10 protein-coding genes are annotated in these 12,785 nt (G+C 48.4%); 1 reads left to right on the top strand and 9 read right to left on the bottom strand.

Annotated features, from left to right (window positions below; genetic code table 11):
* Positions 1-110: 110 nt before the first annotated feature.
* The 4 genes from rfbB to gldA all read right to left on the bottom strand — a co-directional run bounded on the left by rfbB (position 111) and on the right by gldA (position 4,275).
* Complete coding sequence (rfbB, locus tag NC99_RS18155; protein ID WP_449451336.1) at positions 111-1,169, bottom strand: dTDP-glucose 4,6-dehydratase; 1,059 nt, start codon at positions 1,167-1,169, stop codon at positions 111-113.
* Between the two features lie 60 nt (positions 1,170-1,229).
* Positions 1,230-2,141, bottom strand: coding sequence for an RluA family pseudouridine synthase (locus tag NC99_RS18150; RefSeq protein ID WP_053187250.1), 912 nt, complete (start codon positions 2,139-2,141; stop codon positions 1,230-1,232).
* A 206-nt stretch (positions 2,142-2,347) separates the two neighbouring features.
* Positions 2,348-3,349: a glycosyltransferase family 2 protein gene (locus tag NC99_RS18145; protein WP_053187163.1), complete on the bottom strand. Its 1,002-nt coding sequence runs from the start codon at positions 3,347-3,349 to the stop codon at positions 2,348-2,350.
* Positions 3,346-4,275, bottom strand: coding sequence for a gliding motility-associated ABC transporter ATP-binding subunit GldA (gene gldA, locus NC99_RS18140; RefSeq protein WP_053187159.1), 930 nt, complete (start codon positions 4,273-4,275; stop codon positions 3,346-3,348). Before gldA ends, NC99_RS18145 begins: the two co-directional genes overlap by 4 nt.
* A 303-nt stretch (positions 4,276-4,578) precedes the next feature.
* On the opposite strand from gldA, the gene ispG reads away from it, so the two are divergent.
* Entirely contained in the window at positions 4,579-6,441 is a 1,863-nt protein-coding gene (ispG, locus tag NC99_RS18135; protein WP_053187247.1) for a (E)-4-hydroxy-3-methylbut-2-enyl-diphosphate synthase, read from the top strand.
* On the opposite strand, the gene NC99_RS18130 is transcribed toward ispG, so the two are convergent.
* From NC99_RS18130 to NC99_RS18110, 5 genes are all read right to left on the bottom strand, one after another.
* On the bottom strand, positions 6,438-7,067 hold the full coding sequence (locus NC99_RS18130) for an HAD family hydrolase (RefSeq protein WP_053187156.1): 630 nt from the start codon (positions 7,065-7,067) through the stop codon (positions 6,438-6,440). The genes ispG and NC99_RS18130 overlap by 4 nt on opposite strands.
* Positions 7,068-7,128: 61 nt before the next feature.
* Complete coding sequence (locus NC99_RS22185; RefSeq protein WP_162231259.1) at positions 7,129-8,910, bottom strand: family 16 glycosylhydrolase; 1,782 nt, start codon at positions 8,908-8,910, stop codon at positions 7,129-7,131.
* A gap of 12 nt (positions 8,911-8,922) precedes the next feature.
* Entirely contained in the window at positions 8,923-9,747 is an 825-nt protein-coding gene (locus NC99_RS18120) for a glycoside hydrolase family 16 protein (protein WP_053187152.1), read from the bottom strand.
* 21 nt (positions 9,748-9,768) lie between these two features.
* Positions 9,769-12,489, bottom strand: a complete 2,721-nt coding sequence (locus tag NC99_RS18115) for a carbohydrate-binding protein (protein WP_239684477.1) — start codon at positions 12,487-12,489, stop codon at positions 9,769-9,771.
* A gap of 27 nt (positions 12,490-12,516) precedes the next feature.
* Positions 12,517-12,785: fibronectin type III-like domain-contianing protein (locus NC99_RS18110; RefSeq protein WP_193392008.1), on the bottom strand; the 269-nt coding region annotated here is incomplete at its 5' end.

The following is a 12,785-nucleotide window of genomic DNA, read 5'->3' as shown; positions in this document are numbered from 1 at the left end:
CACCCAAGTTAAGGAAAGTGTTTGATCAAGGCAAAAAGAAAAGTGGGTTGGTTTTATCGTGAGTTTATTGAGCGTCTCACTTGAAACGAGACGCTCAATAGCTCAATAAGCTACCGCTTTTGATATTGTTCTTCGTAGTAGCTCTGGTAGTCCCCGCTGGTGACGTTGTTCATCCATTCTTCGTTGGCGAGGTACCAGTCGATTGTTTTTTCCAATCCTTCTTCAAACTGCAGGCTGGGCACCCAACCCAATTCGTTTTGCAACTTGGTGCTATCGATGGCGTAGCGCAGGTCGTGTCCGGCGCGGTCCTTCACATAGGTAATTAGTTTTTCTGAAGTACCCGATTCGCGGCCCAACTTGCGGTCCATGATGGCGCACATCAGTTTGATCAGGTCGATGTTGGTCCACTCGTTGTGGCCGCCAATATTGTAGGTTTCGCCCACTTTTCCCTGGTGGAAAATCACGTCGATGGCCCGGGCATGGTCTTCGACCCACAGCCAGTCGCGGATGTTTTCGCCTTTGCCATAAACCGGCAGGGCCTTGTTGTTGCGAATGTTGTTGATAAAAAGCGGAATCAACTTCTCCGGAAACTGGAACGAACCATAGTTGTTGGAACAGTTCGACACGAGGGCGGGCAGCTCAAACGTATCGTGATAAGCCCGGACAAAGTGGTCGGAACTGGCTTTGGAAGCCGAGTACGGACTGTGCGGGTCGTAGCCGGTGGTTTCGGTAAACATTCCTTCGCTACCCAATGAACCGTATACTTCGTCGGTGGAAATATGGTAGAATAATTTGCCTTCAGAGTTGTCTTTCCAGATTTCCCGCGCGGCATTCAGCAAGTTGACCGTACCAATGACGTTGGTAAACACAAACTCCGTGGGGTTCGAAATAGAGCGGTCAACATGCGACTCAGCGGCCAGGTGAATCACTCCGTCAAACTGCCGTTCGCGGAACAGGTTCAGCATGGCTTCGCTGTCCACAATGTCGGCCTTGACAAATTCGTAGTTGGGCTTGTCCTCTAAATCTTTCAGGTTGGCTAGGTTACCGGCATAGGTCAATTTGTCGAGGTTGACAATGTGATAGTCCGGATATTTGTTAACAAACAAGCGAACCACATGCGATCCAATAAATCCGGCACCGCCGGTTATAAGTAAGGTTTTCTTCATCATTTAATTTTTTACGAAACCAAAAGTAAGCCTTTCTGAAAGAATATTGAAATACAGTGTAAACTAAAACAGCTTCAAGAAGCTTCCTGGCACCGAGGTTTCAAACCGCATCTTTTTTCCGGTCAGTGGATGCTTAAAAGCCAGTACCCAGGCGTGTAAACCAAGCCGTCCGATTGGGTTTGAGGTAGAGCCATATTTTTTATCGCCAACAATGGGATGCTTCATGTCCTGCATATGCACACGAATCTGGTTTTTCCGGCCGGTTTCCAGGTTCACCTTCAGCAGCGAATAGTTGTCGTTGCTCTTTAGGGTCGAGTAGTGGGTAATGGCTTCGCGACCTTTCTCCGGATCGTTGGTTGAATGCACCTTAAACACCTTGCTTTCGAACAAATACGAGCGGTAGCTTCCTTCCGCCGGGTCGAGTTTTCCATCGATCACGGCCAGGTAACTGCGCTCTTCAACAGTTTCTTTCCACGATTCCTGAAGCAATTCCTGCATTTCCTCGTTTTTGGCAAACAGCATCAAGCCCGAAGTTTCACGATCAAGCCGGTGCACAATGAAAATTTTGTTGTCTTTATTCTTGTCTTTCACATAGTTGCTGAGGATGCTATACACTGTGGCCCTTTTTTCCTTGTCGGTGGCCATGGTCAGCAGCCCGGCGTTTTTATTCACCACAATCAGGTCTTTATCTTCGTGCACCACGTTAATGCCGCGCATTTGAGTGGCTTGCGGTGCCGGCGCCTGGTCCAACACAATTTTTTGACCCGGTTTCAGCAAGTAGTTAAATTGGCTGATCGCTTTTCCGTCAACCAATACCTGCCGCTTTTTGAGCAGCGTTTTGATGTTGTTGCGGTTTTTATGCGGCAATTGCGCAATCAGAAATTTCATCAGTTCTTCCTGTTCCTTCACCACAAAAGTTACGGTTTGTGGCTTTTTTGATCTGGCGAATTCGCCACCGGTATATTTCTTCTTCATGTTTGCAAATGAATTAAAAGGCTGAATTTGTTGAAAATCCAACTGCTGCAAAGATAGGCTTAATCTTTCGTCTTTGAGGCTGGGCCGCCACAATTTGCCGGGCCATTGCAACACCTTCAATGAAAAGCCGGCCACTGGCAAAAAAAAATAAGCTCATGTTTGGACGTTCCGCACCTACCCACTTTGGCGCGGGGCAACAATGCGCCTCAGGCCATCATCAGATAGTCATGGCCGGCGCGATATTGCCTGCTGTCCAAAAACGATGAGATCTTTTCGCGGGCACCATATCGGCCCACCATCGACAAAATAAACTGTGTCCCCGGCTGCGGAACATCGTGAAACGCCAGGCATCGTTTTTCGGTTGTTTTATGGGCTTTTAAGTCGTAGTAACCCGCTACTTGCAAACCTTCTTCTTCGAGAAACCTGACCCGCTGCCGCGATTTTCGTCCCGCGCCCCAAATCCACAGTGCTTTGCGAGCCTGGTTTTGCAGAAACCATTGAGCAAAATAGTGCGCTTTGGTTTTGTAAAAAGCTTCGGTGCTGTATCGCTCATCCGTCCGGGTGAGGCGGGTTTCGGAGTCGTGCCACTCGAACAACACGTCGGGCAACTGCGCAAAGCAAACACCGCCCGCCAGCCAACGCAGAAACAATTCGTAATCTTCAGGGAAGTCTCCCTGTCGATAAGCACCGTGTTGTCTCAACAGCTCGCCCCGGAAAAGTACACTGGGTTGAATAATCGGAATTTCGACAAAACGGTTCAACCAGATTTCCTCTTCCGAATGAAAGGCATTGACCCAATCGACAAAGCGTTGCAGGCCCTTGGAAGGCAAGCTTGAAACATGCCGCACGTTGCAGCCTACCAGGCCAACATCCGGATAATTCTGCAAAAACCGGTACTGTTTTTCCAGGCGCCCGGGCAGCGACACATCGTCGGCATCCATACGGGCCAGGTAGCTCCCGCGGGCAGCATCCATGCCGCAATTCATCGCAAACACCACCCCTTGCTGCGGTTCGTGCAACAGTTTGATCCTGTCATCGGATTGAGCCAATTTCCACGCGATATCGGCGCTTTGGTCGGTTGAATTATTATCAACCAAAAGCAATTCAAAATCCCGAAATGTTTGCTTCAGAATAGATTGAACCGCACGCTCCAAGGTTCGTTCGGCATTGAAAAAAGGAAGGATCACAGAAATGGGAACTGGTTTCATCGCGTCAATTCCGTTTGGCCTTTGGTCAGTTCGCGGAACACGCTTTCGAGTCCGGCTTGCTGTTCATTCATGGTTAAAATGATCAAACCCTGCTCAACGGCAAACTGAAAAATAGCCGGACGCAAATCCCGTTCATCGAGGGCAATGGCCAAAAAAGATTTCTCTGAAAGGATTTCAACCGTGTCAACACCAGGTAGCTTCTGCCATAACTCTCGGTCCACCGGTGATGAAAGTTCGACCAGCACTTGCTGCTTCGTGACCAGCTGGGCAGAGCGAACCAACTCGACCGGGCCATCAGTTACAATCTTACCGCGGTTGATGATGATCACCCGATTGCAAATGGCCTCCACCTCCTGCATAATGTGCGATGAAAAAAGCACCGTCTTTTCCCGGCTAATCTGCCGGATTAACGCACGAATGTCATCCAGCTGGTTGGGATCGAGGCCGGTGGTTGGCTCATCCAAAATCAACACCGAAGGATTATGAATCAAGGCCTGGGCCAGCCCTACCCGTTGCCGGTAGCCTTTCGACAGCGCACCAATTTTTTTATGCTGCTCCAATCCCAGGCCGGTCATTTCAATGGCCTCGGCTACTTTTTGTTTTTTATGCTGAAGTTGATAAAATCCGGCCGCAAAACTTAAAAACTCTTTGACATACAAATCAGTGTACAAGGGATTATTTTCGGGCAAGTACCCAATGTGGCGGCGCAGGGCATAGTTTTCGGATGTCATTTTCTCACCGTTCAAAATCACCTGCCCCTCATCGGGTGCCAGGTAGCCGGTCAAGATTTTCATCAGGGTTGACTTTCCCGCTCCGTTCGGCCCCAAAAAACCGACCAACTCACCATCATCAAAGCGGAAACTAAGCTGGTCAAGCGCCTTTTGCGACCCATAGGTTTTCGAAATATTTTCAACTTGTACAGGCATACGATTCAGTTCGTGTTGCTCAAAAGTAAGCGATTTAAAGCAAACCTAAAAACGGCACAAAACAAGACTGAACCGACTGCTATTATGTTTATTTCCATAGGCACTGAGCGGGTCGTCCTGCTTTCAATTTCAAATTAATCAAACTGTAATCTGCTTAATATTTAAGCCAATAGGCTTTTTTTCAACCAAAAAGAAACCCGGGCCTCCGATTTCTTTTCAGGTGGCCCTTGAATTTAGCCCCGGACATTTTTTATTTCTTAACTTTAAATTAACTTTGTGGCGCTCAAAAAAGCACGGCGGAAGATGAAAGACCAGAATTTTAATTACATCGAAGATTTAACGAAATACCAACGCCAATCGACCTCAACAGTTCAGATTGGAAAAGTGCCGATGGGGAGTGATTATCCGATTCGGATCCAGTCCATGACCGATACCGACTCGCGCGATACGGATGCGACGGTTGAGCAAATTATCCGGATTATCAAGGCTGGGGCCGACTACGTGCGCGTAACGGTAAAAGGCATTAACGACGCGGAGAACCTGAAGAACATCAAGAAAGAATTGGTGGCCCGCGGATACGAAACGCCGCTGATTGCCGATATTCATTTTAACCCGCGGCTGGCCGAGGTGGCGGCCAAATACATCTCCAAAATCCGGATCAATCCGGGTAATTTTTATGACAAACGTGCCCGCTTTGAGCATCACCTGTACACCGATGCTGAATATAAAGCGGAACTGAATAAAATTGAGGAACAGTTTATTCCCTTCCTCGAAATATTGAAAAAGACAAACACCGCTTTGCGGATCGGAGCCAACCAAGGCTCACTTTCCGACCGGATTATGAGCCGCTTTGGCGATACGCCCGCCGGAATCTCCGAATCAGTGATGGAGTTTCTGCGGATTTGCAAAAAGGTGGATTACACCAATGTCGTGATTTCCATTAAGTCGAGCAACACGCGGATGATGGTTTACACGGTGCGCCTGCTCAACAAAAAGATGCGGCTCGAAGACATGAATTTCCCGCTCCATTTGGGCGTTACCGAAGCCGGCGAAGGCGAGGATGCGCGCATTAAATCGGCTGTGGGTATTGGCGCCCTGTTGGTTGACGGCATTGGCGATACGATTCGTGTTTCACTGACGGAACATCCTGAAGCCGAGATTCCGGTAGCACAAAAGATTATCAAGCATATATCGACTTACCAGGGACACGCGCCAATTAAAGCACCGCTTTTTGCGCAAACCAACCCGTTTGAATATGAACGTCGCTCGGTTCGCCCGGTGATGAACATGGGCGATAAACAGGTTCCGGTTGTTTTGGCCGATTTACGGGACCGCAACATGTCGGAAATCCTTCCGCTACGCGGAAAACAGATTCCGGAATACTTCCTGAAAAACGATGAAGTACTGGATTTGGAAGGAAACTCCTACCCCATTCTGAGCATTGACGAATACCTGTTTGGCGGGTCGCACTGGGGACAAATGAAATTTATCCGGACCAACAAGCCGGAGTTTGACCGGTTTATGGCTGAAAACCCCGAAATTATTACCAAGCTGAAACAGACCCGCAAAACGGTGCTGATTCTGGAAAGTTTCAACAAAAACCCGCTGGCCGAGCTGCGCGCCTTCTTTATGAACCTGGAAACCCACATTTGGAAAGTGCCCGTTATCATTTACCGGAAATACAACGAGCGGCACCTGGATGACTTGCAGATTAAAGCTTCGGTTGATTTGGGCGGGCTGCTGCTGGATGGTTACGGCGACGGACTGTGCATCACCAACAGCGGCGACAACATCACGTTTACCGATCTGAAAAACCTCAGTTTTTCGGTACTGCAAGCCAGCCGCATGCGGGTCACCAAAACCGAATTTATTTCGTGCCCGGGTTGTGGGCGAACGCTTTTCGACCTGCACGAAACCACCAAAAACATCAAAGCGCATTTCAAGCACCTGAGCCACCTGAAAATTGGTGTGATGGGCTGCGTGGTGAATGGGCCCGGTGAAATGGGCGATGTGGACTATGGCTTTGTTGGCGCCGGCCCCGGAAAAGTGAACCTGTATAAAGGCCAAAGCTTGAAAAAACGCCACATTCCGTTTGAAAATGCGGTGTACGAACTGGAAAGCCTGATCAGGGAGAGTGGCGACTGGAAAGAGCCGGAAGACCACTAATCCTGCCGAAAAAGCTGGTGCAAGCTGATGTTTCCATTCAGATGAAAGGCCTGCATCCCTGCCCGCTCTGCACCTTCAATGTTTTCTTTTGAATCGTCGATAAACAGTGTTTCACCCGGATTTAAAGCCGCATCATTCAACACAAACCGGAAGGCTTCCAAAGCTGGTTTCCGGCTGTTGATTTCATTCGAATAATAATCTTTCACAAATAAATCGGACAAGGAAAAGCCGAATTTTTTCTGAAACAGCTTGTGGAAAAAATCGACATGAATGTTGTTCGTATTTGAAAACAGGTACAAGTTGTAAGTCGATTTTAGCTGCTTCAACAAACGCACGTGGTCGGCCGGAAAATCAATAAGCATGGCGCACCAGGCCCGGTCAATTTCGGCATCCGAAACGGGCGTTGGGAGTAATTTCCGAACTCCGTCACGAAACTCACCGTCCGTTAGCTTTCCTTCTTCCATCTGCAGAAAAACCTCCTGCTTGTAGCCCCAACCGCCAGGTTTGATCACATCGGTCAATCCAAGGGCCTCAAAGGCTTTAACCGTGCGTTGCGGATCGATATCAAGCAACACGCCACCCAAATCAAAAACGATATTTTTTACTTCGCGAAGGATCTGTTCCATGTCCGCAAAACTACGGAATGTTTGGCTGAACAGAAAAAATCAGGACGAACCGCAACGAAAATTAGCGGATGGAGATCAGCTCGGATTGGCTGTGGTTGACTTTAATGAGATAAATTCCCGGCTGCATATCCCCGAATTTAAGCTGATATTCCTGATTCCGGATGGCTGATTTCGAAAAGATCAGGCTTCCCTGAAGGGAAAAAAGCTGGACATCTTGGATCATTTCATCCGAAACGATCGTTACAAAATCTCTGGCCGGATTGGGGTAAACCGATACAGAAGACGGCCGTGCCAGACTGTGAACAGAAGTGCTGGTCGCCTCCTGAAATCGCATATTTTGAATCACAAAACGGCCGCTTCCGGCTTTTCCAAAAATACCGAAGTTGACATACACGCGGATCTGTGCAATCTTGTTCAGTAAAAACGACCCATCGCTTTTGGATGCAAAATGATGATAATGAAAATGGAAACTCTCATCGGTATCAAAAGAATTCATCTGAAACAAATTAACCAGTTCCACATTTCCGTTGACATCAACCAGATCAAAACGTAAGTTGGAAGGCGGGTTATCCGGATCAACTTTCAATTCCAAAGCCAACTCATTGATGGCGGTCAAATCGATTAATCCATCAAAATTATAGTACAAGTTGGGATTCCTCCCCGGATCCGTGATGTCAAAATCAACCGTCAAAGCATCATTCTCTTCACTCAAATTCAAGCTATTACCGGTTCCGGCATTGGCCTGCCAAAGCAGCTGTTGTGCCTCGTTGGCCGGAAACACATCCCAGCGATCGGAACCTGGCTGAATGAGGTAATCCACATGAAAAACATTGGAAACCACCGCGTCGCAGGCGGTTGAAACCTCCACATGGATATCCCCCGGCGCATCGTTCCAGCGCACCGTAATGCTTGACGTTCCCTCGCCGCTCAAAATGCTCACGCCATCGGGCAAAGTCCACGTGTATTGTGCGCCGGCAACATCGTTAACAGCATAAGTCACTTCGTCATCCAGCGTCTTTAAGTTCGATCCCTGAATAACCGGCTTCGGCAATTTGTTGTTGTAAACCCGCACGTAGTCCACTTCCATCACCGCTTCGGTCAGATTGGGATCAATGCCTTTAGCTCCGCCCCAGTCGCCACCAATGGCAATATTGAGCAACAAATGAAACCGCTTGTCGAACGGCCATTCGGCAGAGGTTTTATTTTGATTGTTGAAGGTGAAATACAACTCGCCATCCAGGTACCATTTAATCGATTCGGGTGTCCACTCAATGGCATAAACATGAAAACTGCTCATCGCGTCGGGCACTTGAATACTTTTCCCAACCTGGGTTCCAATGCTGTGGTTAAAAGCTTGGGTGTGTACGGTTCCATGCACTACGCCCGGGTCGTAGCCCACGTGTTCCATGATATCAATTTCGCCACTGGCAGGCCAGCCACCATAAGCCCAATCGGTGGGCAGCATCCAAATGGCTGGCCAGGTTCCCCTGCCTGACGGAAGTTTGGCCTTCACCTCAATGCGGCCATACAACCAGTCACCTTTGTCTTTGGTAATTAACCGGGCCGAACTCCAGCTGTTGTTCGTCTTCACAGCTTTGATAAACAGCTTGCCGTTGTCCACCCACGAGTTGGTGCGGGTGTTGGTATAGGTTTGCAGCTCGTTGTTTCCCCAGCCGCCACCACCCGTATCGTAGCCCCACTTCGCCGTGTTGGGAGCACCATCGGTATCAAATTCATCAAACCAAACCAAACTTTCACAATCGCCCTGTCCGGCTACCTGCAAGCTTAGGCTCAACGAAAAGCATGTCAGCAAGGACAAGATTAATATTCTACGCATTTTCATAAACCTTTCGTTTTATTTTTTCTGATAAACCCGCACGTAGTCCACCTCCATCGATCGTGGGAAAATTGTCGTATCGATTCCTCTTGAGCCTCCCCAGGTTCCGCCAACAGCCAAATTCAGCAACAGGTGAAAACGCTTGTCATAAGGCCATTCGTCAGGTCCGGTGCCTTCGTTTTTGAAGGTGAAAAAGTGCTCGCCATCTACAAATACCTTGTACTGCTCGGGTTCCCATTCCAACTGGTACAGGTGAAATTCGTCGTAACAGGTTGGGACAACAATCGTGTCGGAGCGCTGGGTACCGATCTTGTGATTGTAGGTTTTGGTGTGCGACGATGCCAAAATGGTGTCGGGCATGTAGCCCACATTTTCCATGATGTCAATTTCGCCGCTTGCCGGCCAGCCGCCATATTCCCAATCGGTTGGCAACATCCAAATGGCCGGCCACAAACCTCTTCCTTCGGGCAGCTTGGCACAAACTTCAACCTTCCCATACAGCCAGTCGCCTTTCTCTTTGGTGATCAACCGGGCCGATGTGTAGTTCCGGTCTTTATAACTTTCGCGAATGGCGGTAATAAACAGTTTCCCATCTTTCACTTCGGCATTGGCCAGCCGGCGACTGGTGTAGTACTGCTCCTCGTCGTTTCCCCACTGCCAGGCGTTGCCTTCGGTGTCGTAACTCCATCGGGTTGAATCGGGCAGTCCTTCGTAGTCAAATTCGTCAGACCACACCAGTTGATAGTCTGCATAATCGTTGTCAACTTTATCCTGCTTGCTACTTTGACAAGAAACAAAACTGCTAAAAAGCAACATGACGATTGGTAGATAGTTTATATTCATTGTGTATGTTTTTTATTGACGCTAATTCATAATCACAAACTTCTTACTTGTTACTGCTCCATTCCCTGCGATCTGAATAAAATAGATTCCGTTGGAAAGTCCTCTCAAATCAAGCATGATCTGACCTGCCTGTACCACTTCCTGACTCAACACTGTATTTCCTTGAAGGCTGATAATCTTTACGGAATAATCAGATTTTTTCGATGCTGAAAAATTCACATAAAGCTTGTCCTTTGCAGGATTGGGATAGATGCGATATTCAGCTTGCTTTTGCTGACCGTTGACAGAGGTACTCACATCCAGATTAAACCAATTGAGGTTATGCTCGCCCTTTTTCACCAATAAACGCACAAAGTAATATCCCGCCTCCAAATACACAGTAGAAGTTTGGGTCTCCCATTTTTGCCATCCACCGGTTGACGTTATCTGTATGGTATCCAGCGAGCTGAAGTTTTCGCCGTCTCCAACCTGAAAAATCAACTCAGCATCGGTTTTTTCGGTGGCCACCCGATATTCCAGGCGATAGTTTCCGGCGTTGGCAACATGCACCTGGTAGTCCAAATAGTCTCCGGCTGCTGCATGTCCGGTGTTTTGTCCGCCACCAAGATCCTGACAATCCTCCAGGGCCAAGCCGTTGTTGTGATAAAAATTTTCAGCCTGAATTTTGCCGGGCAACTGGTAAGTGGTGTGCAAGTTGTTTGCGGCGACCAAGCCTGAAAACTCCAGCAGATTTTGCGATCCTGCGCGAACAGATTCGCCATCATACCCCACAGTAACTACTTGGTCTGAGTAAATTTTTTTGTCGTGTTTGATAATCAGGACCGACGACTGGGACGGATGGTTTTGAACCGACAGCAAACTCACAGGCGTTCCGTCAACGCTAAGCTGAAAGTCAGCCAGGTTCAGTTCTGCATCGGTGCTGGTAATTTCCTTGTTGAATCCGATGCTGATTTCAAAGCCATCGGTTGAAGTACTGGCCGCCAAAGCCTGAAAATCAACCGACGCGGCCGATTCAGGATTGCTGAACTCGAAATAGTTGAGGTTGGAACTTCCGCTATCAAAAACCCATTTTAGCTGAATGGCGCCGCCCGGAATAACGATATTCTCAAAGGTGGCTGTTTTCCAGTTCTGCCAACCGCCCGTTGAGGGCAACGTCAACTCGCCGGTCACATCAGCACCATTCACTTCGAGGTGCATTTTTGATCCCGAGCCAAGCGAAGCATGTCGAATCTTGAGGGTGTACTTTGCGGTTGAATCTGCCGAAAGCGAATATTGCATCCACTCGTTTTTCGCGGTCCAACCCACCTGATAGCCATTTGAGATTCCGCCGGGGTCCTGGCTGGCTTCAATATCCACGCCGTCATTTCGCAATCCCCAGCCCGTATTCCAAGCCGTCCAGTCGCCACCGTCATGCGCCACATCGTGGTCGAAATAAGCGATTCCATTTCTTCCCAAATCGAATTCACTAAAAAAAATGGGCTCCAATAGTTGATGTTTTTTGAAAGGAATCACCGCATCGGTGTGCGGCTGACGAATCATGGCATCAATCACATCGTACTGAACCGTGCAGTTTTCAATTTTATGGTTTTCGGCCCACTGCATTACCGCCTGGTAGGCTTGTGTTTGAGTTGGCGCCGTTGAAATTTCGCCTTTCCAATATTTAACCAAATCTTCATACCCCTTGTTAATTGGGACATTCAACACGTTGTTGATGCCGTTCTTTTTTACCGGCCACCACGACCAACCTACATTGTTGGTTTCGCAAAGTTCGATGAAATCGGTGAACCAGGTATTTGAGTTTTCACCTGATTCGCCCATCCAGATTGGAACGTTGTGCTCGTCCCTGATGTCCAACACCCAATCCAGGTCGTTTGCTCCGGTTCCACTCCAGTACTTGTGAAAGCTGTACACCATGTTATTGTCCCAGGGCGGTGTTAAACCGGAAAAATCATTGGCCCAATTGTTCCCTTCAATAAAAATGATATGATTGTTGTCCACTTCCCTGATGGCTTCGGTTATTCTTCCAAACAGCTCGCGCATTTGGGAGTTATTGCCTTCGGGAAATGTCCAGTTGGTTTCATTGATCAGGTCGTAGCCGCCAATCCACGGCTCGTTGGCGTAGCGTTCGGCCAGCTTACGCCACAAAGCCACGGTTTTATCTTTGTTGGCCTGGCTCTCCCAAAGCGATGGTTTCGAAGGATCATAATCCGAAATATCGGCGTTGGCACCCTGTCCGCCAGGCGCACCATGCAGGTCCAGAATGAGGTACATTTCATTGGCCTCGCACCAGTCCAGCAACTGATCAATCATTTGAAAACCCTTAAACCGCCAGGTCACTTCGCCCGGAATCAGCTCTTCTTCGATGGGCGGTGTAAACCACTTGTAATGCATGGCCACCCGCACGCTGTTAAAACCCCAGGCTTTCATGGAATCGACATCAGTCCGGGTAAAATGGTTGGCCAGCCAGGTGTTGAAAAAAGTCTCCGTTTTTTCGGCCCCAATCGTTTCAATCAATTTGGCTTCAAACTCATGCTGGGTTCCGGCAATGCCTTCGGTTTTCATCATGTAGCCTTCCATCAACATCCAGTTTCCGGTGCCAATTCCTCTTAAAATGATAGGTTCCCCATTGCCAGTGACAATGTTCTTGCCCTCGGTGTGCAAATACGACTGGGCCTGGACCAAGCCAACGATTCCGGCCAGGAAACCAATCATTAAAAGTAATTGGCGCATGAGGTTCATCATTTCTAATCACTTAAAGTTGAGACAATCTTAATTTTTGCTGATCGAAAGTTCGCCATGAAGCCCTTCAACCGAGTTCGTTCCCACCCAAACATCAAAGTCGCCAGGCTCAATCACGTAGCCTTTCCCGTTAAAAAACTCCAAATCTTTGGCCGTCAGTGTCAGGCTTACCTGGGTTGATTCACCCGGCTTCAAGCTTACTTTTTTATACCCTTTCAACTGCTTTACCGGACGGGTCACACTTCCAAAACGGTCGCGAATGTACAATTGGACCACCTCTGCTCCTTCAAATTTTCCCG

It is taken from the genome of Sunxiuqinia dokdonensis (genome assembly GCF_001270965.1).
Classification (GTDB): domain Bacteria; phylum Bacteroidota; class Bacteroidia; order Bacteroidales; family Prolixibacteraceae; genus Sunxiuqinia; species Sunxiuqinia dokdonensis.
The sequence above is the reverse complement of the archived record's forward strand: the minus strand, read 5'-3'. Positions and strand labels throughout refer to the sequence as shown.

Coding starts and splice junctions, on each gene's coding strand:
- rfbB (WP_449451336.1), bottom strand. CDS start 1,169: ATGATGAAGAAAACCTTACTTATAACCGGCGGTGCCGGATTTATTGGA.
- NC99_RS18150 (WP_053187250.1), bottom strand. CDS start 2,141: ATGAAGAAGAAATATACCGGTGGCGAATTCGCCAGATCAAAAAAGCCA.
- NC99_RS18145 (WP_053187163.1), bottom strand. CDS start 3,349: ATGAAACCAGTTCCCATTTCTGTGATCCTTCCTTTTTTCAATGCCGAA.
- gldA (WP_053187159.1), bottom strand. CDS start 4,275: ATGCCTGTACAAGTTGAAAATATTTCGAAAACCTATGGGTCGCAAAAG.
- ispG (WP_053187247.1), top strand. CDS start 4,579: ATGAAAGACCAGAATTTTAATTACATCGAAGATTTAACGAAATACCAA.
- NC99_RS18130 (WP_053187156.1), bottom strand. CDS start 7,067: ATGGAACAGATCCTTCGCGAAGTAAAAAATATCGTTTTTGATTTGGGT.
- NC99_RS22185 (WP_162231259.1), bottom strand. CDS start 8,910: ATGAAAATGCGTAGAATATTAATCTTGTCCTTGCTGACATGCTTTTCG.
- NC99_RS18120 (WP_053187152.1), bottom strand. CDS start 9,747: ATGAATATAAACTATCTACCAATCGTCATGTTGCTTTTTAGCAGTTTT.
- NC99_RS18115 (WP_239684477.1), bottom strand. CDS start 12,489: ATGATGAACCTCATGCGCCAATTACTTTTAATGATTGGTTTCCTGGCC.